19 protein-coding genes are annotated in these 20,512 nt (G+C 74.9%); 8 read left to right on the top strand and 11 right to left on the bottom strand.

Going from position 1 to position 20,512, the window contains the following annotated elements:
- Window positions 1-310: 310 nt before the first annotated feature.
- From ACSUPR_RS27155 to ACSUPR_RS27145, 3 genes are read right to left on the bottom strand one after another with little or no spacing between them, the layout of a single operon-like run.
- Window positions 311-1,075, bottom strand: a complete 765-nt coding sequence (locus ACSUPR_RS27155; protein ID WP_436887626.1) for an SCO1664 family protein — start codon at window positions 1,073-1,075, stop codon at window positions 311-313.
- 7 nt (window positions 1,076-1,082) lie between these two features.
- Window positions 1,083-1,661, bottom strand: coding sequence for a DUF3090 domain-containing protein (locus ACSUPR_RS27150; RefSeq protein ID WP_436887624.1), 579 nt, complete (start codon window positions 1,659-1,661; stop codon window positions 1,083-1,085).
- Window positions 1,662-1,671: 10 nt separating this feature from the next.
- Window positions 1,672-2,415: an MSMEG_4193 family putative phosphomutase gene (locus tag ACSUPR_RS27145; RefSeq protein WP_436887622.1), complete on the bottom strand. Its 744-nt coding sequence runs from the start codon at window positions 2,413-2,415 to the stop codon at window positions 1,672-1,674.
- 146 nt (window positions 2,416-2,561) lie between these two features.
- Here ACSUPR_RS27145 and ACSUPR_RS27140 point away from each other — a divergent pair, with 146 nt between their 5' ends.
- Window positions 2,562-3,515, top strand: a complete 954-nt coding sequence (locus ACSUPR_RS27140; protein ID WP_436887621.1) for an aldo/keto reductase — start codon at window positions 2,562-2,564, stop codon at window positions 3,513-3,515.
- A 28-nt stretch (window positions 3,516-3,543) separates the two neighbouring features.
- Here the strand turns inward: ACSUPR_RS27140 and ACSUPR_RS27135 are convergent, their stop codons facing one another.
- Window positions 3,544-5,817, bottom strand: a complete 2,274-nt coding sequence (locus ACSUPR_RS27135; RefSeq protein WP_436887619.1) for an LLM class flavin-dependent oxidoreductase — start codon at window positions 5,815-5,817, stop codon at window positions 3,544-3,546.
- Between the two features lie 124 nt (window positions 5,818-5,941).
- On the opposite strand from ACSUPR_RS27135, the gene ACSUPR_RS27130 reads away from it, so the two are divergent.
- Together ACSUPR_RS27130 and ACSUPR_RS27125 are read left to right on the top strand one after the other, a co-directional pair.
- Window positions 5,942-6,502, top strand: coding sequence for a MarR family winged helix-turn-helix transcriptional regulator (locus tag ACSUPR_RS27130; protein ID WP_436887617.1), 561 nt, complete (start codon window positions 5,942-5,944; stop codon window positions 6,500-6,502).
- A gap of 106 nt (window positions 6,503-6,608) precedes the next feature.
- Window positions 6,609-8,354: a helix-hairpin-helix domain-containing protein gene (locus ACSUPR_RS27125; protein WP_436887615.1), complete on the top strand. Its 1,746-nt coding sequence runs from the start codon at window positions 6,609-6,611 to the stop codon at window positions 8,352-8,354.
- A 57-nt stretch (window positions 8,355-8,411) separates the two neighbouring features.
- Here the strand turns inward: ACSUPR_RS27125 and ACSUPR_RS27120 are convergent, their stop codons facing one another.
- Window positions 8,412-8,900 carry a glutathione peroxidase gene (locus ACSUPR_RS27120; RefSeq protein ID WP_436887613.1) on the bottom strand — a complete coding sequence of 163 codons (489 nt, stop codon included), beginning with the start codon at window positions 8,898-8,900 and terminating at the stop codon, window positions 8,412-8,414.
- Between the two features lie 183 nt (window positions 8,901-9,083).
- Between ACSUPR_RS27120 and ACSUPR_RS27115 the strand changes: the two genes are divergently transcribed.
- On the top strand, window positions 9,084-9,503 hold the full coding sequence (locus tag ACSUPR_RS27115) for a MerR family transcriptional regulator (RefSeq protein WP_436887611.1): 420 nt from the start codon (window positions 9,084-9,086) through the stop codon (window positions 9,501-9,503).
- A complete protein-coding gene (locus ACSUPR_RS27110; RefSeq protein WP_436887609.1) occupies window positions 9,500-10,117 on the top strand; it encodes an aldo/keto reductase in 618 nt (205 codons plus the stop codon). The genes ACSUPR_RS27115 and ACSUPR_RS27110 overlap by 4 nt, the downstream gene beginning before the upstream one ends.
- 6 nt (window positions 10,118-10,123) lie before the next feature.
- Here ACSUPR_RS27110 and ACSUPR_RS27105 read toward each other — a convergent pair whose 3' ends face one another.
- A complete protein-coding gene (locus ACSUPR_RS27105) occupies window positions 10,124-10,747 on the bottom strand; it encodes a TetR/AcrR family transcriptional regulator (protein ID WP_436887607.1) in 624 nt (207 codons plus the stop codon).
- Window positions 10,748-10,810: 63 nt separating this feature from the next.
- Here ACSUPR_RS27105 and ACSUPR_RS27100 point away from each other — a divergent pair, with 63 nt between their 5' ends.
- Complete coding sequence (locus ACSUPR_RS27100) at window positions 10,811-12,217, top strand: serine hydrolase domain-containing protein (RefSeq protein WP_436887605.1); 1,407 nt, start codon at window positions 10,811-10,813, stop codon at window positions 12,215-12,217.
- Here ACSUPR_RS27100 and ACSUPR_RS27095 read toward each other — a convergent pair.
- The 5 genes from ACSUPR_RS27095 to ACSUPR_RS27075 form a co-directional block, all read right to left on the bottom strand.
- Window positions 12,168-12,929: an SDR family NAD(P)-dependent oxidoreductase gene (locus ACSUPR_RS27095; RefSeq protein ID WP_436887603.1), complete on the bottom strand. Its 762-nt coding sequence runs from the start codon at window positions 12,927-12,929 to the stop codon at window positions 12,168-12,170. The two genes, ACSUPR_RS27100 and ACSUPR_RS27095, sit on opposite strands and share 50 nt — an antisense overlap.
- 77 nt (window positions 12,930-13,006) lie before the next feature.
- Entirely contained in the window at window positions 13,007-13,771 is a 765-nt protein-coding gene (gene fabI, locus ACSUPR_RS27090) for an enoyl-ACP reductase FabI (RefSeq protein WP_436887601.1), read from the bottom strand.
- 54 nt (window positions 13,772-13,825) lie between these two features.
- Window positions 13,826-14,530 (bottom strand): beta-ketoacyl-ACP reductase, encoded by a 705-nt coding sequence (locus ACSUPR_RS27085; protein ID WP_436887599.1) that lies wholly within the window; start codon window positions 14,528-14,530, stop codon window positions 13,826-13,828.
- 185 nt (window positions 14,531-14,715) lie between these two features.
- Complete coding sequence (locus ACSUPR_RS27080; RefSeq protein WP_436887598.1) at window positions 14,716-15,375, bottom strand: response regulator; 660 nt, start codon at window positions 15,373-15,375, stop codon at window positions 14,716-14,718.
- Window positions 15,372-16,640, bottom strand: coding sequence for a sensor histidine kinase (locus tag ACSUPR_RS27075; RefSeq protein ID WP_436887596.1), 1,269 nt, complete (start codon window positions 16,638-16,640; stop codon window positions 15,372-15,374). The genes ACSUPR_RS27080 and ACSUPR_RS27075 overlap by 4 nt, the downstream gene beginning before the upstream one ends.
- Window positions 16,641-16,998: 358 nt before the next feature.
- Between ACSUPR_RS27075 and ACSUPR_RS27070 the strand changes: the two genes are divergently transcribed.
- Entirely contained in the window at window positions 16,999-17,766 is a 768-nt protein-coding gene (locus ACSUPR_RS27070; RefSeq protein WP_436887594.1) for an ABC transporter ATP-binding protein, read from the top strand.
- Between the two features lie 4 nt (window positions 17,767-17,770).
- Window positions 17,771-20,488 (top strand): ABC transporter permease, encoded by a 2,718-nt coding sequence (locus ACSUPR_RS27065; protein ID WP_436887592.1) that lies wholly within the window; start codon window positions 17,771-17,773, stop codon window positions 20,486-20,488.
- Window positions 20,489-20,512 lie beyond the last annotated feature (24 nt).

The following is a 20,512-nucleotide window of genomic DNA, read 5'->3' as shown; positions in this document are numbered from 1 at the left end:
GGACGCCATTCCTACTCCCGGGTAGACGACACTCCTCACACTCTCGGCGTGTCGGGGCGGCCCTCGTCCGGCAGGCAAGGAGTTCGCGGCCCCCCGTGCCGGGGTGGAGGCCGCGGTGCCGGTGGCCGTACAGGCCGGCCGGGTCCCGTCGGGGTGGTCCAGGAGCAGGACCGCCCCGCCGCCGGGACGTGCCACGACGGGGGCACCGGTTCCCATGCGCCCTCGGTCCTCGTCGTCCGCCGGCGTTGTCGGGAGCGGTGGCGCCGCGGGGAAGGGAACGGCCGGGCCGGGGCGCCTCCGGGCGGCGGGGTCAGACCGGCGGCCAGGGGACGGCGGGCCAGTCGGGGGCCGGGTAGGGGTGGATGCGGTGCTCCAGGAGCAGGTCGGTGCGGGCCCGCACCGCGTAGACCTCGGGGCCGGTGAGGTGCAGGCCCAGCTCCCGGGGCAGGGCGTCGTCGGGGTCGGCCAACCGGTCGCGCAGGCGCTCCAGCCCGGCCAGCGCCTCCTCGGTCAGCGGCAGTCCCTGCCACTGCCACAGCACCGTGCGGAGCTTGTAGTCCTCGGCGAAGGCCACACCGTGGTCGCAGCCGTACAGGTGGCCCTGCGGGGTGGGCAGCAGGTGGCCGATCTTGCGGTCGGAGTTGTTGATGACCGCGTCGAACACCGCCATGCGGCGCAGTGCGGCGTTGTCGGTCTCCCGGGACAGCGCGACCAGGTCCACCGTGGTGTCGCCGTCCACCCACAGCTGGGCCATGCCCTCGCCGAAGGGGCCGTCGCGGTGGACGGTGGGCGGGACGATCTCCCAGCCCAGCGCCTCGGAGACGGCGTGGGCGCCGACCTCGCGCCCGGCCAGGGTCCCGTCGGGGAAGTCCCACAGGGGCCGCTCCCCCGCCACCGGCTTGTAGACGCAGGTGGCCGAGCGGGAGCCGTCGGAGACGGTGCAGTACAGGGTGGCGTTGGAGGCGGAGGCGAGCCGCCCCTCGACGGTGATCTCGCCGGTCCGCAGCAGGTCCAGGCCCTCGGCGGGGGTGAGTCCGCCGAAGGGCCCCTCGATCGCGGTGTCGTCGTGCGTCAAGGCCGTCTCAGACCAGGCGGTCGGGCCGGTAGCCGTTCTGGCGCACGCAGATGTGCCCGGCCGGGTCCAGGGGGCGGCCGCACAGCGGGCAGTCCGGACGGCCGGCGGCGACCACCTTCAGGGCGCGCCCGGCGAAGGCGCGGGCCTCCCCCGGGGTGAGGTAGACGCGCAGGACGTCGCGGTGCGGCGGCCCCTCCTCGGTGAACACCTCCAGCTCGTCCTCGTCCTCGACGAACTCCTCGCCCGGCGTCTCGTCGATCTCCTGGGCCTCGACGATGACGCGGGAGGCCTCGGCGTCCCAGGCCAGGGCCAGGGTGCCGACGCGGAAGTCCTGCTCGATGGGCTGTTCGAGGGGTCCCTCGTCCTCGGGCACGGCGTTGTCGTCCGGCGGCGCCCCGAAGCGCCGGTGCACTTCTTCCAGCAGCTCCTCGATACGGGTGGCCAGTGCCTCGACCTGGGCTTTCTCCAGGACGACGCTGGTGATACGGCCCTCCCCCACCGCTTGGAGGAAGAAGGTGCGCTCCCCGGGCTGGCCCACGGTCCCGGCGACGAAGCGCTCCGGCGGGTTGAACTGAAAGACGGGCATGCCTAGAACCTTAAAGGATCTCGGAGGCGGTGTGCTCGGCCCCGGCGCCGCCGCCCACGGCGGCGTCCCCGGTGGCCTCGGCCGGGGTGGGCAGAACCGGCCCGGCGCCCTGACCGGTGTCGTTGAGGACGTTGAGGAAGGGGCGGGTGCGCGTGTAGGTGATGGAGGTGACCGAGCAGGGGTCCACCCGCAGCCGCTGGAACAGGTCCAGGTGCAGGCCCAGGGCGTCGGCGACCACGGCCTTGATGATGTCGCCGTGGGTGCAGGCCACGTACACGGGGGGCGTGTCGGTGGGGGTGAGCAGCAGGCGCGAGTTCCAGTCGCGGACGGCCTCGACGGCGCGCGCGGAGGCGGCGGCCAGGGCCTCGCCGCCCGGGAAGCGGACGGCGGAGGGGTGGTCCTGCACGACCCGCCACAGGGGCTCGTCGGCCAGGTCCTTCAGGGCGCGGCCGGTCCAGGAGCCGTAGTCGCACTCGATGAGGCGGTCGTCGGTGGTGATGGGGGCGCCCAGCTCCGCGGAGACGGCCTCGGCGGTCTCCTGGCAGCGCTCCAGGGGGCTGGAGAGCAGGGCGGCGGGGCGCAGCCCGGCCAGTCTCCGGGCCAGGCGGTCCGCCTGGTCCCGCCCGGTGTCGTTGAGGTGGATCCCGGGGGCGCGGCCGGCCAGCCGGGGACCGGTGGCATCGGTCATCCCGTGCCGGACGAGGACGAGCGTGACCGCCTGCGGGAGGGTGTCCTGGGAGGGTGGTGTCGCCATGCCCCCACCCTAAGATCCACGGGCGCCCGGAGGGGACGGGGACACGGGCGGGGCGGACCGCGCGATGGGCCTGCGGGACTCCGGCGGGGCGGTGCCGCGGGACTCGCACCGGGACGGCTGCGGGCGGACACGGTACTCTCCGCCGCATGGAACAGCGACAGGTGGGCAGATCGGGACTCTGGGTGTCCCGCACCGCCCTCGGCACGATGACCTGGGGCAAGGACACCTCCGAGGAGGAGGCCGGACAGCAGCTCACCGCGTTCGTGGACGCGGGGGGCACCCTCGTGGACACCGCGGACATCTACACCGGCGGGCAGAGCGAGCGGATCCTGGGCCGCCTGCTGCGCGCCGCGGTCCGCCGCGATGACGTGGTGGTGGCCACCAAGAGCGGACACACCCCGGAGGGGTACCGGCCGGTGGACGCCTCGCGCCGGCACCTGCTGGCCTCCCTGGACGCCTCGCTGCGTCGGCTGCAGACCGATTACGTGGACCTGTGGCAGCTGCACGTGTTCGATCCGGCGACGCCGCCGGAGGAGACGCTGGCGGCGATGGAGGCGGCGGTGACCGCGGGCAAGGCCCGCTACGTGGGGACCGGCGACCTGGACGCCTGGCAGTTCGCCACGCTGGCGACCTGGCAGCGAGCGCGGCCCGGCCGGATGCCGCTGGTGAGCGCGGGGTCCGAGTACTCGCTGCTCAACCGGGGCGCCGACCGCGACCTGCTGCCCGCGGTGGCGGCCGCCGGGGCGCACCTGCTGGCGTGGGCGCCGCTGGGCCGGGGGGTGCTCAGCGCCAAGTACCGTACCGGGACCCCGTCGAACTCGCGGGCGGCCTTCCCCCACATGGCGTCGTACGTGGAACCGTACCTGGACGAGCGCAGCCGCCGGGTGGTGGAGTCGGTGTGCACCGCCGCCGAGGGCCTGGGGGTGCCGCCGCTGGCGGTCGCGCTGAGCTGGGCGCGGGACCAGCGGGGGGTGGCGGCCGCCGTGGTGGGACCGCGCACCCTGGCCCAGCTGGAGCAGGTCCTGGGTGTGGAGGGCGTGGAGCTGCCCCCGGAGATCCGCGACGCGCTGGACGACGCCACGGCGCCGGGGCGCCGCTGAGGCGGCACCGCGCCGTGGCGCCGCCGGGTCAGCCGTCCGCGGGGTCGATCGGGAAGTTCTGGTCGAACACGTTGTTCGGGTCGTACTGCGCCTTGAGCGCGCGCAGCCGGGACAGGGTGGGCTCGGGGAAGGCCTGGGAGAGCACCTCGGGCCCGGTGCGGGTGTCGAAGCTCAGGTACATCCCGTCGATCGCCCCGTCCAGGGCCGCCCAGTGCTCGTCGAGCCGGGCGGCGGTGCGCGGGGAGGCCAGGGCCGCCAGCGACTGCGCCTGGTGGCGGTGGGCGTAGGCGGTGGCCTGGGCGGGGACGTCGTTGATCGCCCCGCCCACCTGGCGCAGCTGCATGAAGTAGGTCGCTCCGGAGGCGAGCATGCCCGCCAGGGACCGCGCGGTGTCCCCGGAGATCTCGGTCAGCAGTCCGGAGCGGCTCGCCGGGAGCCCGGCGCCCTGGTGGGGCCGGTCGTCGTGGGGCAGGATCGCCGGGTAGGGGGCGAGCTGCGCGCTCTGGTCCAGGACGGGGCCCGCCTTGAGGAAGGGTTCCAGTGCGGCGACCGCGGCGTCGGTGTCGTCCCCGGCGTACACGACCATCGCCCGGGCGACGGGTCCGGATCCGGCCCGGCCGGGGGCGGTGATGAGGAACGCGGTGACCTCGCGGGGCGCGGCGGCGGTGATCTCGCCCCAGGCGCCCAGGAACGCGGCGGCGTTCGAGGCGTCGTAGGCGAACTGTGCCAGGACGACGTCCCCGACGGGCGCGGCGACGGCCTCCACCGAGGTGAGCACGCCGAAGTTGGCACCCGCGCCGCGCATGGCCCAGAACAGGTCGGGGTTCTCGTCGGCGTCGGCGCGCAGGATCCGGCCGTCGGCGGTGACGACCTCCACCGCGGTGAGGTGGTCGATGGTGAGGCCGTGGGCGCGGCCCAGGTAGCCCACGCCCCCCGTGGTGGCGATGCCGCCGACTCCGACGCCGCCGTGGTCCCCGGAGCTGATCGCCAGCCCGTGGGGGTGGAGGGCGGCGGCGACCTCACCCCAGCGGGCCCCGGCGCCGATGCGGACCCGGCGGGCGGCGGGGTCCAGGACCTCGACCCGGTTCATCCGGGACAGGTCGACGATGACGCCGCCGTCGCCGGTGGAGCGGCCGCTGATGCCGTGGCCGCCGCTGCGCACGTGGAGCGGGGCGTCCTGGTCGAGGGCGTAGCCCAGGGCCCGGGCGACCTCCTGCGGACCGCCGGGGCGCAGCACGAGGCCGGGGCTGCCGTGCTGCATGTAGCCGTGGCGGAGCCGGGTGTAGGAGCGGTCGCCGGGTTCGACGGCGTGGTCGCGCAGGGCTTCGGGGACGGCGTCGTAGTCGATGCCCTCGCGGCGGGCGGCCAGGGCGGCGGCGGGGCGGACCGGGCCTGTGGGGGTCCCGGCCGAGGCGCGCTCCTTCTCGACGGCCTCGCGCAGGGCGGGGGCGACCTCGGCCCCGAACGCCTGGATGGTGCGCGGGTCGTCGGTGGCCACGATGAACGTGCCGAACCCGTGCTCCAGGACCAGGGGCAGCAGGTCGTCGACCCACTGCTCCGCGGGGCCCTGGAGGAAGGCGCGGCCGGTGGGCAGCAGGGCCGCGCCGCTGAGGTTGAGCATGCGGCGGATCTGCCGCGGGTCGCGGCCCGCCTGCTCGGCGGCCTCGTCGATGGTGCGGTTGGCCGCGGGGGCGTCGGCGAGGTCGAGGTAGCCGAGGCTGGGCAGCCAGCCGTCGGCCTTGGCGCCGGTGAGGCGGAGCATGCGGGGCTTGTAGGCGCCCAGGTTGATACCGATGTCGTGGGCGGGCGCGGGGCCGCGCTTCATGCCCGAGACCCGGTGGTGCCTCCCGTCGACGCGGACGCCGCCGCGGGCGTCGGTGTCCCAGGCCTGGCGGATGACGTCGATGCCCTCGGAGAGGGCGTCCACGCCCTGGCCGGGGGTGAGCTTCGTGCCGCCCATGGCGGCGATGCCGTCCCAGAAGGCGCCCGCGCCCAGGCCGAGCTCGAACCGGCCGCCGGAGAGGATGTCGAGGGAGGCCGACTGCCGGGCGATCATGGCCGGTCCGCGCAGCGGCAGGTTGAGGACGTTGCCGGAGACCGCGATGCGCTCGGTGCGGGCGGCGACCCAGGTGAGCAGGGTCCAGGTGTCCAGGAAACCCGGGTTGTAGGGGTGGTCCTGGTAGGTGGCCAGGTCGAGCCCGGCGGCCTCGGTGAGCTCGGCCAGGGTGACGGCGCGCTCGTGGTCGCCGGCCGAGGGCGTGATGAAGGTGCCGAACAGGAGGGGGTGTCCGTAGTCGGGCATGGCGCTGTGTCTCCTCGGAGGGCGCCGGGGCCCGTGGTGCGGACCCCGGAAAGTAGTTTGTGAAACAAACGATGTTCTCAACAACTCATCGTATGCCCAACATATTCCTGGTAGCCTCGGGGACATGACGACACCGAGCCCCGGGACCGCCCCGGCGAGCGGCGGCGGCCCGGCACCCGACCTGGGCTGGGCGCTGGCCGTGCTGCTCCAGAGCTGGCACGAGCGGGTGGGGGAAGTGCTCGCCGACGTCCCGCACGGCGGCCGCGGCTACCACGTGCTCGCCGCCTGCGCCGACGCCGAGCCCCCCACCCAGGCCGCGCTCGCCGAGCGCCTGCTCATCGACCGCAGTGGCATGACCTACCTGCTGGACGACCTGGAGTCCGCCGACCTGGTGCGGCGCCGGGTGGACGAGGACGACCGACGGGTGCGGCGGGTGTGCGTCACCGAGCACGGCCGCGAGGTCCTGGCCGACCTGGCCGCGCGGGTGGCCCACGTGGAGGAGCGCGTCCTGGCCGGGCTGGACGAGGACACCCGCGCCCTGTTCCGCGCCGCCGCCGGCGCCGCCGCCGTCGCCGTCCAGGAGTCCTCGCCCGAGCTGGACCCCTGCGCCGCGGTGCGCACGGTGGTCGGCGATCCCCCGGCCGCGCCCCGGGCCCCGCGCCGCCGCACCCGGGCCCGCTCCTGAGCGCCCCTCCGTCCACACGCTCCCGCGGGGGCGCCCCGGACGTCGTCACCTCTCGATAGGCTCCCGGGGAAGCGTGAGAGCACGAGATCGAGGGGGACCGGCCCAGGTGTCCGAGGCAGTCGAACAGGTCAGCGCCGTCCTACAGGGCATGGAGGCCCCGCCCGCCCTGGCACCGCGGCTGCTGGCCGTGCTGGGGCCGGCGGCGGCGGCCGACCTGGCCGCCGACCCGTGGCTGCTGCTGCGGCTGCCGCAGGTCACCGTGGAGCAGGCCGACTACTGCGCCCGCCGCGCCCTGGGCGAGGCCGCCCGCCCCGACGACCCGCGCCGCCTGGCCGCCCTGACCGCCTACACCCTGCGCGCCGCCGCCGCGCGCGGGCACACCGCGGTGGAGGAGAAGCGGCTGGCCTCGCTCGTGGGCCGCCTGGGGGTGCAGGCCCCGGCGCGCGCCCTGGAGGCCGCCGTGGCGGCCGGGGCCTCGGTGGTGTTCGAGAGCACCGACGACTCCGACGACGACTTCGACTTCGAGGAGGGCGGGGTCCCGGACCTGCCCGACCCCGAGCGCTACCACGCCCTGCCCGACCTGGGCGCCGCCGAGCAGCGGCTGGGCGGGCACCTGGTGCGGCTCATCTCCGCCAACGATCCGGTCATGGACTCGGCCACCGCCGCCGAGACCGTGGACGCCGCCTGCGACAGGGGCGGGTTCACCGTCTCGGAGCACACCCGCGCGGCGCTGGTCACGGTCGCCCTGCGCCCGGTGACGGTGCTCTGGCACGGGCCCGGCGACGCCGCCGAGACCGCGCGCGCCCTGCTGTGCCTGGCCGCGATCGCCGAGGACAGCGACGTGGGGATCACCGTGGTGGCCCCCACCGCGCAGACCGCCGCCGCCGTGGCCGCCGACCTGGCCGCCGCGGCACCGGACGGCCCGGGGGTGCGCGTGCTCTCCCTGGCCGCCGCGCTGCGGGAGGGTCCGCTCTCCTCGGGCCTGGTGGTGCTGTGCGAGTCGATGGCGGTGGGCACGGCCCGCGCCGCCGACCTGGCCGCCGCCTGCGCCGACGGCGCGCACCTGGTGCTGCTCGCCGACCCCCGGCAGGCCCCGTCGGCCACGCCGGGCCGGGTCGCCGAGGACATCGTCCGCTCCCGCACCGCCCACACCGCCGAGATCGCCTCCCCCGAGGACGGCGGGGCGCCGGGGCCCCTCGCCGCGCTGGCGCTGGCGGTGTCCGAGGGCGAGGTCCCCGAGGTGGACGCCCCCGGACGCGAGGTGGTGCGGGTCCCGGCGGCCTCGGCCGAGGAGGCCGCCCACCGGGTCGTGCAGCTGGTCACCGACTCCATCCCGCGTGCGCTGGGCATCCCCGCCGGGGACGTCCGGGTGGTCGCCGCCCGGGAGGACGGCCCGGCCGGGGCCCGCGCCCTCAACGCCGCCTGCAAGGAGCGGCTGAACCCGGGGCCGGGAGCCCTGGGCGGTTTCGACCCCGGTGACGCGGTGCTGCTGGTGGCCGCGGGGGCCGGGTACGGTCCGGGGGACACCGGTGTGCTGCGCGGTCCCGTCGAGGGCGGCGTCGAGGTGGAGCTGACCGGCGGGGCGAAGGTCACCGTCACCGACCCGGCGGCGCTGCGCCCGGGGTGGGCTCTCACGGTGGGCGCCGCCCACGGCGGCCGCTGGCCCGCCGTGGTGGGCGTGTTCCCGCCCGAGGCGCCGGTGTCGCGGCCGCGGGTGTACACCGTGCTGACCCGCGCCACCCGCCACGTGTCGCTGGTGGACGCCACCGGCGGCGGGCTGGAGACCGGGGTGCGCGAGACCCTGGCGCCCGACCGCGTCACCCGGCTCGTCCCCCTTCTGCGCGAGGGCTGACCGGGGCCGGGACGCGACCGGGCGGCCGCCCGGTCGCGTCCCGCGCATGCGGAACGGTCAGCCCTGCGGGAGGTGCTTCTCGATGAGTTCGACGATCGCCGGGTCGTCGGGCACGGTCGAGGGGCGGAAGCGGTGGACCCGGCCGTCCGGCAGGACCAGGAACTTCTCGAAGTTCCACTTGACCCGACCCGCGTCGCCCCCGGCGTCGGGGGTCTTCGTGAGCTCGGCGTAGAGGGGGTGGCGGCCCCGGCCGTTGACCTTGACCTTGCTCATCATCGGGAAGGTCACACCCCAGGTCGTCGAGCAGTACTCGGCGATCCTCCCGTCGCCGCCGAACTCCTGGAGGAACTGGTTGCTGGGAAAGCCCAGCACGGTGAACCCGCGGTCGCCGTAGGCCTTCTGCAGCTCCTCCAGCGCGCCGTACTGCGGGGTGAGCCCGCAGCGGGAGGCCACGTTCACCACCAGGCGGACCCTGCCCGCCCACTCCCCGAACGTCGTCTCTCGCCCGTCGATCAGCGTCACCGGGATCTCGTCCAGCCTCGTCATCGCCCTGCCCCTCGTCACCGTGCCTGCGCGCCGACTCCAGAGTGCCAGAACCGGCGGCGCGCTCTCAGCGGCCTCCCCCGACCGCGTACGGCGGACCCGCCGTCCGTGTCCGACCGGCTCCAGCGGGCGCCGGGACCGCGCGGCGTTTGACCTCCAGCGCACTGGAGGTCGCACGATGGGGGCATGACGGAGATCCTGCTCCCGGACGTCGACGCGGAGATCCCGCCCGAGGGGGTGCCCATCGGGCGCGCAGCCGAGATCCTCGGGGTCGGCGTCCGGACACTGCGCTACTACGAGGACGAGGGCCTGCTCCTGGATCCGGCCCCGCGCGGCTCCGGGCACCGGCGGCGGTACCACCGCCCCGACCTGGCCTGGATCGCGGGACTGCTGATGCTGCGCCGGACCGGGATGCCGATCGCGCGGATCCGGGTCATGGCGGAGCTGAGCCGCCGGGAGGGCACCGAGGCCGAGCGGCTGGAGCTGCTGGAACGCCACCGGGACCACGTCGTCGAGGAGATGGAGCGCACCAGGCTCCACCTCCTCGCCATCGAACGCAAGATCGCCGCGTACCGCGAGGTCGTGGCGCACAGGGGGGAACCATGAGGACGACGGAGCTGGGCAACGGGCTGAAGGTGTCGGCCATCGGCCTGGGCGCGATGGGGATGAGCGCGTTCTACGGACCGGGCGACGAGAAGGAGTCCGTCGCGACGCTGCGGCACGCGGTCGACATCGGTGTCACGTTCATCGACACGGCCGAGGCGTACGGGCCGTTCGAGAACGAGAAGCTGATCGCCCGCGCCCTGGGGAGCCGGCGCTCGGAGGTGGTGCTGGCCACCAAGGCCTCCGCGGAGACCGACGACGACGGCACCGTGCACGGCCGCAACGGCACGCCCGCCTACATCCGGCGCGCCTGCGAGCGCTCGCTGCGCCACCTGGGCACCGACGTGATCGACCTCTACTATCTGCACCGGGTCGACCCGAAGGTGCCGATCGAGGAGTCGGTCGGGGCCATGGCGGAGCTGGTCCGCGAGGGCAAGGTGCTGCACATCGGGCTGTCGGAGGCGGCGGCCGGCACCATCCGGCGGGCGCACGCGGTACACCCGCTGACCGCGGTGCAGTCGGAGCGGGACGTGCGGCGGCTGGCCGACGCGGTCCCGGCCGCGGAGGTCAGCGGGGGCCGCGGCGAGCCCGAGGTCCCGGCCGGCACCGATCGCTGACGCCCGTCAGCGGCGGTACTGGCGGCACTCGCCGGTGAAGACCCCGTCGACCTCGGCCCGCAGGACCGCCAGGGCGCGGTCCCGCTCGCCGGGGTCGCGGTACAGGGCGGCGGCCAGGCCCTCGGTCGCGGCGGCCAGGCGGGCGGCGGCCAGGGCGGGGTCGGTGGCGGGGTCGACCTCGCCGCACTCGAACCCGTTGGCCACCGCGCGGGCGATCTCGGCGCGCAGGGCGGCGGCGGTGCGGGCGTCCACCTCGGCCAGGCGGGGGTTGTCCAGGGCGCGTCCGGCGAAGGTGCGGGTGACGCGGAACTCGCCGCGGCGGCGCACGTCCAGGGGCAGGTGCTCGGCCAGGGCGGCGGCCAGGATGTCGGCGATGGAGCGCTCGTGCCGGGTGCCCCCGGCGACGTGGTCGGCGACCCGGGCGGCGACGGCGGTGCCGACCCGCTCGAAGGCGTGCAGGAGCATGTCGTCCTTGGCCGGGAAGTAGTGCTGGACCAGGCCCACGGAGATGCCCGCGCGCTCGGCGGTGCGGGCGACCGTGACCGCGGCCAGGCCGTCGGCGGCGATGAGGTCGTACACGGCGTCGGCGATCTGGGCGCGGCGCCGGTCGTGGTCTGCGGTTCGTGGCACGGACTTGACCGTACCAGCATATGGTTATAACCATATGGGCATACGGTTATCGAAAGGACGCCGATGCGACTACCCCTCGCCCTGCTGCTCGCCCTGTCCCCCGCCCCGCCCTCCGAAGCCGCGGGCATCGGGGCCATGGACGCCCGGGCGGCGGAGCACGCCGCCGCGGTCGGCGTCCCCGGCCTGGCCTACGCCGTGGTGGGCCCCGACGGGGTGGAGCACGCCTTCCACACCGGCGTCGACGGCGCCGGGGAGCCGGTGGACGGCGACACCGCCTTCCTGTGGGGATCGGTGGCCAAGCCGGTCACCGCCACCGCCGCCGTCGTCCTGGCCGAGGAGGGGAGGCTGGACCTCGACGCCCCGGTCGGCGACCACCTGCCCGCCTTCGCCGGACACGGCATCACCGTCCGCGACCTGATGGCGCACACCTCCGGGATCCCCGAACGCGCCGCCTTCGCGGTGACCGACCACTACGGGCCGGACGCGATGGACCTCGACGCGCGGGTGGAGCACCTGGCCGGCGTCCGGGTCGCGGAGCCCGGGGTCCACGAGTACTCCAGCGCCAACCACCTGCTGCTCGGCGCGGTGATCGAGGAGGTCACCGGTGACCTGCACGGCCACCTGCGCGGGTCGGTGCTGGAGCCCGCCGGGATGGACGGCGCGGTCACCGGCGCGGAGGAGGCCCGGGCCGCCGGACTCGCCCCCGGGCACCGTTTCCTGTGGGGCCTGCCGGTGGCGGGCGCCGACGCCGGGAGGGTGGACGACGAGGGCGTCGCCTTCGGCTACCTCGGCGGGACCCTGGACGACCTGGCCGCCTTCGCCCGCCTCCAGCTGGACCCCGACCCCCCGCTGCTGGACGCCGACACCCTGGCCGGCATGCGCGAAGGCGTCGTGCCGGTGCCCGGATCGGCCCAGAGGTACGGGCTGAGCTGGCGGGAGACCACGCTGTCCGGAACGGAGGAGCCCCTGGTGTTCCACGGCGGCGCCACCCCCGGGTACGCGGCGATGGTGGTCCTGCTGCCCGAGCGCGACCGCGCGGTGGCGGTGCTCCAGAACGCCTACGCGATCGCGGCCGACGGGGAGATCCAGCGGCTCGCCTTCGACCTGGCCCGGATGCTCGCGGGCGCCCCCGTGGAGGAACCCGGGGGTGCATGGGCGCCCGCGGCCGCGGCGTGGGGGGCGACGGCCCTGACGCTGGGGCTGGGCGCGGCGGCCGTCCGGCCCGGCCGGGGCCGGACCCGGACCGTCCTCGGATCGGTCGGCGCGCTCGCCGCCGTCGCCGCCGCGGTCCTGCTGTCGTACATGGGGCCGCGGGCGTCCCTGCTGTGGTTCCCCGACCTCGCCGCGACCGCGGCGGTCGGCGGGCTGCTGGGCGCGGTCCTGGCCGTGCGCGGCCTGGCGCCCCTGCTGCGGGGCGGGATCAGACCCGGTCGAGGAAGCCGCCGTCCACCACGAGGTTCTGTCCGGTGACGAAGGACGCCGCCGGGGAGGCCAGGAAGGCGACCGCGCGGGCGACCTCCTCCGGGGCGCCCAGCCTTCCCAGGGGGATGCGCGAGCGGATGCCCTCGTAGAAGCCCGGGTCGTTCTCCCGGCGGCGGGCCCAGCCTCCGCCCGGGAACTCGATCGGCCCGGGCGAGACGGTGTTGACCCGAACCCCCTGCGGCGCCCAGGCGCGGGCCAGGGAGGAGGCGTGGTGGTTCAGCGCCGCCTTGACTGCCCCGTAGGAGCGGGCCCCGGCGGGCGGGGTGACGTGCAGCGCCGAGGTGGTGGAGATCAGCACCGCGGACCCGCCCCGGGCGGAGGCCGCCAGGTGCGGCTCGGCCGCCTCGGTGAGGCGCAGGAACGGCACCAGGTCGGTGTCGAAGGCCCGCTCCCACTGGTCGGGGGTGGGCGCGCTGCCGCCGGAGACGTTGGAGACCAGGACGTCCAGCCCGCCGAGGTCGGCGGCCGCGTCGGCCACGAACGCGGGCAGCGCGTCGTGGTCGCGGACGTCCAGGGGGAGGGCGAACACCCTGACGCCCTTGGAGCTCAGCTCCCCGGCCGCCTCGGCCAGGGGCACCGCGTCGCGGGCGCACAGCGCCAGGTCGGCTCCCTCGTCCGCGAAGGCCTCGGCGATGGCCCGGCCGATCCCCCGGCTGGCCCCCGTCACCATGACCTTGGCGCCCGACAGTCCCAGATCCATGTCCGCGTCCCCTCCCGGTGAAACGAGTGCGGTCGGCCCCCGGAGCGGGGACCGACCGCGTCAACCTAGCAGGGCCCTCAGGCGCCGGTGGAGTGGAACCCGCCGTCCACGTGGACGATCTCGCCGGTGGTGGCCGGGAACCAGTCCGACAGCAGCGCCACGACGGCCTTGGCCGCGGGCTCGGGGTCGCTGACGTCCCAGCCCAGCGGGGCGCGCTCGGGCCAGTGCTTGGCCAGCTCCTCGAACCCGGGGATGCTGCGCGCGGCCATGGTGCTCAGCGGGCCGGCCGAGACCAGGTTCACCCGGATGTTCTGGTCGCCGACGTAGCGGGCCAGGTAGCGGGCGGTGGAGGTGAGCGCGGACTTGGCGACGCCCATCCAGTCGTAGATCGGGTAGGAGACGCTGTTGTCGAAGTCCAGCGCCACCACCGAGCCGCCGTTCTTCATGAGCGGGCTCAGCGAGGTGGTCAGCGACTTCAGTGAGAACGTCGAGGTGTGCATCGCGGTGGCCACGTCCGACCACTGCGTGTTGAGGAAGTTGCCGCCCAGGGCGTCCTGGGGGGTGAACCCGATGGAGTGGACGATGCCGTCCAGTCCGTCGACGTGCTCGCCGACGCGCGCCGCCAGGGTGCCCAGCTGCTCGTCGTCGGTGACGTCCAGCTCCAGGACCGGGGGAGGCTCGGGCAGGCGCTTGGCGATGCGCTCCACCAGGCTCAGGCGGCCGTAGCCGGTGAGGACGACGGTGGCGCCCTGCTCCTGTGCCAGGCGGGCGACGTGGAAGGCGATGGAGGAGTCGGTCAGCACCCCGGTGACGAGGATGCGCTTACCTTCGAGAAGTCCCATGGTGTCGGGTTGTCCGTCCTGTTTCTGCTCTGCTGTGCGGTGGGCTGGGCCGGCTCAGTGGCCCATGCCCATGCCGCCGTCGACGGGGATGACCGCGCCGCTGATGTAGGCGCCGCCGGGCCCGGCCAGGAAGGCCACCGTGCGGGCGATGTCCTCCGTGGTGCCGTAGCGGCCCAGGGGGATGTTCTTCTTGATCTCGGCCTGGCGCTCCTCGGGCAGCGCGGACGTCATGTCGGTCTCGATGAACCCGGGGGCCACGACGTTGACGGTGATGTTGCGCGAGCCCAGCTCGCGGGCGAGGGAGCGGCCGAAGCCGACGAGACCGGCCTTGGAGGCGGCGTAGTTGGCCTGGCCGCCGGAGCCGAGCAGGCCCACCACCGAGGAGATGAGGACGATGCGCCCCGAGCGCTTGCGCATCATGCCGCGCACGGCGCGCTTGGCGACGCGGAAGGCGCCGGTGAGGTTGGTGTCGAGCACCGACGAGAAGTCGTCCTCGCTCATGAGGGCGAGGAGCTGGTCCTTGGTGATCCCGGCGTTGGCGACGAGGACCTCGACGGGGCCCTGCGCCTCCTCGACCTCCTTGAAGGCGGCGTCGACCTGGGCGGAGTCCGTGATGTCGCAGCGCACCCCGAACAGCCCCTCCGGGGGCTCGCCGGACCGGTGGGTCACGGCCACGCTGTCGCCGCCGGCGGCCAGTTCACGGGCGATGGCCAGGCCGATACCGCGGTTGCCGCCGGTGACCAGTACCGAGCGGGACATAGGGGCTCCTGTTCTACCCGCGGCCGTCCATGGGCGGACGCGGCACGTGACGGGGTCGGGGATCGCAATGCAGCGTACCGAGGCCGCGGGGGGTGGTCGCAATGCGGCCGGGTACAGGACTCCTCCCCGGCTTCCTGTGGGATTCCGACATGCCCGCCCCGGACCGGGTGACGGGGGTCACCCGGTCAGGCCCAGCCCGCGTCGTGGGCGAGGATGGCGGCCTGCACCCGGTTGGACATGCCGAGCTTGGCCAGGATGCGGCTGACGTGCGCTTTGACCGTGGCCTCGCGCATGCCCAGGGCGCGGCCGGCCTCGGCGTTGGACATGCCCTGGGCGATGGCGACCAGGACCGCCCGCTCGCGTTCGCTCAGCACCTCCAGGCGCCGCCCGGCGGTGGCCCGGCCCTCGGCGGAGTCGGCCGGGGCCGGGGCCGCGAAGCGCTCCAGCATGCGCTTGGTGACGCTGGGGGAGAGCATCGCGTTGCCCTCGTGGACGGTGCGCACCGCGGCGATGAGGTCGCGCGGCGGGGTGTCCTTGAGCAGGAAGCCGACCGCCCCGGCGCGCAGCGCGCCGTGCACGTACTCGTCCAGGTCGAATGTGGTCAGCAGCACCACGTGCGGCGGGTCGGGCAGGGCGGCCAGCCGGGCGGCGGCGGTGAGGCCGTCCACGCCGGGCATGCGGATGTCGAGCAGGACCACGTCGGGGGCGAGCTCCTCGGCGAGGCGGATCGCCTCGGCCCCGTCTCCGCCCTCGCCGACCACCTCGATGTCGGGCGCGGAGTCCAGGATCATCCGCAGTCCGGACCGGACCAGTTGTTCGTCGTCGATCAGGACGGTGCGGATCACGGAGCGGCCTCCTCGGCGCCTGCGGGTGTGTCGGTCGGCACGATAGCGCGCAACCGCCACCCGCCGTCCGGACAGACACCGGCGGTGAGGTCCCCGCCCGCCAGCACGACGCGTTCGCGCAGGCCGGTGAGGCCGAAGCCGCTGCGCGGCGCGGCCGGCACGGGGCCCGCCGGGACGGGGCCGTTGGCGACCTCCACCTCCACGCGGTCCGCGGCCCGGTGCAGGAGCACGGTGACGCGGGCCCCCTGTGCGTGCTTGGCGGCGTTGGTGAGCCCCTCCTGGACGATGCGGTAGACGGTGCGCTGCACGGGCCCGGGCACGGGGCGGTCCTCTCCGGTCCCGGTCCACTCGATCCGCATCCCGGCGGCGCGCCACTCCCGGATCAGGCGGTCCAGGTCGGCCAGCACCGGCTGGGGCGCGGTGGGCGCGGCCGTGCCCTCCTCGCGGAGCACGCCGAGGATGCCGCGCAGCTCGGACAGGGCCTCGCGGCCGGTGGTGCGGATGACCCCGGCCGTCTCGATGGTGCGCGGGTCCTCGGAGGAGACCTCCAGGCCCCCGGCGTGCAGGACCATGAGGCTCACCCGGTGGGCGACCACGTCGTGCATCTCGCGGGCGATGCGGGTGCGCTCGGCGGTGATGGCCTGCTCGGCGAGCAGGTGCTGTTCGCGCTCCAGGCGCTCGGCGCGCTCGTGGAGGCGGTCGATGAGCTGGCGCCGGGTGCCCACCCACAGGCCCATGACCGTGGGGGTGACCAGGAAGCCGGTGATGAGGAAGAAGTGGCCCAGGAAGAGCGCGTCGTAGGCGGCGACCATGGCCAGGCTCTGCGCCAGCAGCCAGGCGGCCAGGACGCGCCGGTCGGAGAAGTAGACCGCGTAGGAGTACAGGGCGATGGCAGCCGGGACGAAGTTGCCGAACAGCAGCAGCAGGGCGAGCGCGGTGGCCAGCAGCCAGCGGGGGTCGGTGCGGCGCAGCAGGACGACGGCGGCGGCCCACAGCGCGGGGACGACGTAGACCGCGAACCCGGCGAGGACGGCCGCGAAGGCGTTCACCGCGGCCAGCGCGTTCAGGAACAGGGCGGGCACCCCGCCCAGCAGCCCGATGCTCCCCGAGGAGCCGGACGAGATCTGGAGTACGCCGCTGAAGGGCAGCGGCGCCAGGGCGTAGACCCAGTCGGCCAGGACGAGTCTGCGCTCCCACCACCACCGGCCGCTGCGCCGCCCCAGGGAGCCCAGTGCCCTCCCCGACTCCTTGATCCAGGTCCACATGCTGCGGAGTCTACGGCGGGGCGCGCGGCGGGACGGCTGGCGCGCGGGCGGGGCGGCGGGCCGGTCCTCCCCCGCCGCCTTTCGTCGTGCGCGCAGGTCGGCACGGAGGAGCACGGGGGTCCGTGACCTTCGGTGGCCGGTCGACCCCCGACGAAAGTCGGGGGGACGACAGGACGAAGGAGTCGGCGCGCCCGCGCGCCTCCTTCCTTTGGACGAGGGAGGAAACCGTCCTGGAGGCCGAGGCTCCGGGCTTTTCCCGGGCCTAGCGTTGAGGGCACCGGCCGTGCGGCGGGGCGGGGGACCCCGTCCGGCCGCACCGCCTCCCGTCGTCACCGCACACCAGTCTGGAGCCGTTCCCGTGAACGCACCCGCAGTCGATCCCCTCTCCCCGGTCGCCCCGCCCCCGGTGGTCGTGGCCCGGGGGCTGACCAAGGTCTACGACACCGGCGAGACCCGGGTCCACGCCCTGGACGGGGTGGACGTGGAGTTCCACCGCGGCGCGTTCACCGCGATCATGGGCCCCTCCGGCTCGGGCAAGTCGACCCTCATGCACTGCCTGGCCGGGCTGGACACGGCCACCTCCGGGAGCGTGCACCTGGGGCGGACGCAGATCACCGGTCTGCGCGACGCCGAGCTGACGCTGCTGCGCCGGGACCGCATCGGGTTCATCTTCCAGTCGTTCAACCTGCTGCCGATGCTCACCGCCGAGCAGAACATCCTGCTGCCCTCCCAGATCGCCAAGCGGAAGGTGGAGAAGGAGCGGTTCGACCGCATCATCGACGTGGTCGGGCTGCGCGAGCGGCTGCACCACCTGCCCGCCAAGCTCTCCGGCGGCCAGCAGCAGCGCGTGGCCGTGGCCCGCGCCCTGCTCAACGCGCCCGAGGTGGTCTACGCGGACGAGCCCACGGGCAACCTGGACTCGCGTTCGGGAGCCGAGGTGCTGGAGTTCCTGCGCGCCTCCGCCGAGGACCTGCACCAGACCATCGTCATGGTCACCCACGACCCGGTCGCCGCCTCCTACGCCGACCGCGTGGTGTTCCTGCGCGACGGCCGCCTGGTGGACGAGGTGACCGAGCCCACCGCCGAGCTGGTCTCCCAGCGGCTGCTCAAGCTGGAAGAGGCCTGATCCGATGCTGCGCACCACACTGGCCGGGCTGCGCCTGCACAGGTCCCGCTACGTCACGACCGTGCTGGCGATCATGCTCGGCGTCATGTTCACCACCGGCACCATGGTCTTCGCCGACACCCTCGAGGCCGGGTACGAGAAGACCGTCATGGGCTCGGCCACCTCGGTCGACGCCATCGCCGTCCCGGCCGGGGAGGGCGAGGAGGAGCCCGCCCCCCTGACCGAGGAGGCCCTGACCGGGATCCGCGCGCTCCCCCAGGTCGCGGACGCCGACGGCCTGGCGGAGGGGCAGGTCGTACTGCTGGACGCCGAGGGCCGCGCGTCCGGCTTCGTGCCGCCCGCGGCGGTCTCCTTCGGCGAGCACACCCGTTTCTCCGCCGAGGAGGGCGCCCTGCCGGCCGGCGGCGACGAGATCGCCCTGGCCGTCTCCACCGCCGAACAGCTCGGGTTCGGGGTCGGCGACACCGTGACCGTCCTCGACCCGGACCAGGAGAAGCGGGAGTTCACCCTCACCGGCCTCGTCGAGTTCGGCGCCGACCCCCGGTACAGCTACAGCGGCGTGGTGGTCCTCGACCACGCGACCCTGGGCGAGATGACCGGGGCCGAGGGGTACGTCGAGATCGACGCCGTCGCCGCCGAGGGCTACACCGACCGGCAGGTCGCCGACGCGGTCGCCGGGGCGCTCGGGGCCGACGCCGAGGTGCGGACCGGCGAGGAGTTCGGGGTGGCCCTGGCCGAGAACTCCGGCGCCGACACCGCGATGCTGCGCGTCGTGCTGCTGCTGTTCTCCTTCATCGCCATGTTCGTGGCCGGGATCGTCATCTACAACACCTTCGCCATCCTCATCGCCCAGCGCCAGCGCGAGCTGGCCCTGCTGCGGTGCGTGGGCGCCAAGCGTTCCCAGGTGTTCCGGTCGATGCTGGCCGAATCCCTGATCGTGGGCCTGGTCGCGTCCGCCCTGGGAGTCCTGGCGGGCATCGGGATCGGGACGGCCGGGGCCACCTTCGGGGGCCCGCTGCTGGGCATGGAGGGGGCCGTGCTCACCATCACGCCCCTGGCCGTGGCCGTCGGCATGGTCCTGGGCACCGTGGTGACCGTGTTCTCCGCCCTGGTCCCCGCCACCCGGGCGACCCGGGTGGCGCCGCTGGCGGCGCTGCGCACCAGTGCCACCGCCACCGGGCTGGAGAAGGGCACCGGCTGGGTGCGGGTGGTCCTGGGCCTGCTCGCCTTCGCCGCGTCGGCGGCCCTGGTCGTGGTCAGCCAGCTCGCCGGCCCGAACCAGACGGGCCCGATCATCGTCACCGGCGCCGCGCTGGTCGCGTTCCTGGGCGTGGTGGTCCTGGGCCCGCTGCTGGTGCGCGGGATCGTGAACACGGTGGGCCTGCCGCTGCGCAGGGTGGGGGTGCCGAGCATGCTGGCGGTGGACAACTCCGTGCGCAACCCGCGCCGGGCCGCCACCGCGATGATCGCGCTGACCGTGGGCGCCACGCTCATCACCGGTTACTCGGTGGTCAGCGCCTCCACGGAGACGACCCTGACCAGGATGCTGGACGAGCAGTTCCCGGTGGACTACCAGATCATGGCCCAGATGGGCACCGAGGCGGCCCCGGCCGCCGAGGACGCCCCCGGGGAGGGGACGGACGAGGAGACCGCCCCCGGGGAGGGGACCGCCGAGGAGACCGCCCCCGGCGAGGGGACCGCCGGGGGCGGGACCACCGGGGACGGGACCGTCGAGGAGGGAACGGCAACGGACCCGGCCGCCGCGGCGGACCCCGGGGCCGAGGGCCTGGCCCTGCCCCTGGACCCGGGCATCCCGGCCGAGGTGCGGGACACGCTCGGGGAGCAGGACGAGCTGGAGCGGATCGTCGCCGACCGCAACGTGTACGTGGAACTCGGCGGGGACGAGAGCCTGCCGGTCACCACGTACATCAACGGCCGGATCGGCGTCGACCTGACCGCGGACACCGTCGAGGGCGACCTCACCGACCTCGGCCCCGGCGGGGTCGTGCTGTCCGAGGGCTACGCCGAGGGGGCCCGGGTGGGCGACACCTTCACCGTCCCGGGCCTGTGGGGCGCCGACGACCTGGAACTCGACATCGTCGCGATCACCGAGAACGGGGGCGGCCTCAGCGGCGCCACCCTCGACCCGCGGGACTTCGCCGCCGCCTACCCCGGGGTCCGCGAGGACCGGACGCTGTACGTGGTCGCCGACCCCGACGCCGAGGCCGACCGGGTGCGGGACGCCGTCCTGAGCTCCGTGGAGGACCACCCGACCCTCCAGGTCATGTCCGTGGCCGAGATGAAGGAGCAGTTCACCGGCATCCTCGACATCGCCTTCTACACGGTGGCGGCGATGCTGGGCCTGGCGATCATCATCGCGGTGTTCGGCATCGCGAACACCATGGCCCTGTCGGTGCTGGAGCGCACCCGCGAGTCGGCGCTGCTGCGGGCGCTGGGGCTGACCAGGGCCCAGCTGCGGCGGATGCTCAGCGTCGAGGCGGTACTGCTGTGCCTCATCGGCGCCGGCATCGGCATCGTGTTCGGTGTGCTGTTCGGCTGGGCGGCCGCGGACTCGGTGCTGCCGAACATGGTGTTCTCCGTCCCCTCCGGCCAGATCGCGGTGTTCATCGCGGTGTCGGTGGTGGCCGGGCTGATCGCCGCGGTGCTGCCCGCACGCCGCGCCGCGGGCACCTCGATCACCGGGGCGCTGGCGAGCGAGTGAACCCGGCCCGTATCCGGCGTCGAC

Source organism: Nocardiopsis dassonvillei (assembly GCF_964273065.1).
GTDB lineage: Bacteria > Actinomycetota > Actinomycetes > Streptosporangiales > Streptosporangiaceae > Nocardiopsis > Nocardiopsis dassonvillei_B.
This window is presented reverse-complemented; position numbering and strand designations above follow the sequence as displayed.

Coding starts and splice junctions, on each gene's coding strand:
- ACSUPR_RS27145 (WP_436887622.1), bottom strand. CDS start 2,415: ATGGCGACACCACCCTCCCAGGACACCCTCCCGCAGGCGGTCACGCTC.
- ACSUPR_RS27110 (WP_436887609.1), top strand. CDS start 9,500: ATGAGGACGACGGAGCTGGGCAACGGGCTGAAGGTGTCGGCCATCGGC.
- ACSUPR_RS27120 (WP_436887613.1), bottom strand. CDS start 8,900: ATGACGAGGCTGGACGAGATCCCGGTGACGCTGATCGACGGGCGAGAG.
- ACSUPR_RS27100 (WP_436887605.1), top strand. CDS start 10,811: ATGCGACTACCCCTCGCCCTGCTGCTCGCCCTGTCCCCCGCCCCGCCC.
- ACSUPR_RS27115 (WP_436887611.1), top strand. CDS start 9,084: ATGACGGAGATCCTGCTCCCGGACGTCGACGCGGAGATCCCGCCCGAG.
- ACSUPR_RS27130 (WP_436887617.1), top strand. CDS start 5,942: ATGACGACACCGAGCCCCGGGACCGCCCCGGCGAGCGGCGGCGGCCCG.
- ACSUPR_RS27135 (WP_436887619.1), bottom strand. CDS start 5,817: ATGCCCGACTACGGACACCCCCTCCTGTTCGGCACCTTCATCACGCCC.
- ACSUPR_RS27085 (WP_436887599.1), bottom strand. CDS start 14,530: ATGTCCCGCTCGGTACTGGTCACCGGCGGCAACCGCGGTATCGGCCTG.
- fabI (WP_436887601.1), bottom strand. CDS start 13,771: ATGGGACTTCTCGAAGGTAAGCGCATCCTCGTCACCGGGGTGCTGACC.
- ACSUPR_RS27065 (WP_436887592.1), top strand. CDS start 17,771: ATGCTGCGCACCACACTGGCCGGGCTGCGCCTGCACAGGTCCCGCTAC.
- ACSUPR_RS27140 (WP_436887621.1), top strand. CDS start 2,562: ATGGAACAGCGACAGGTGGGCAGATCGGGACTCTGGGTGTCCCGCACC.
- ACSUPR_RS27095 (WP_436887603.1), bottom strand. CDS start 12,929: ATGGATCTGGGACTGTCGGGCGCCAAGGTCATGGTGACGGGGGCCAGC.
- ACSUPR_RS27150 (WP_436887624.1), bottom strand. CDS start 1,661: ATGCCCGTCTTTCAGTTCAACCCGCCGGAGCGCTTCGTCGCCGGGACC.
- ACSUPR_RS27075 (WP_436887596.1), bottom strand. CDS start 16,640: ATGTGGACCTGGATCAAGGAGTCGGGGAGGGCACTGGGCTCCCTGGGG.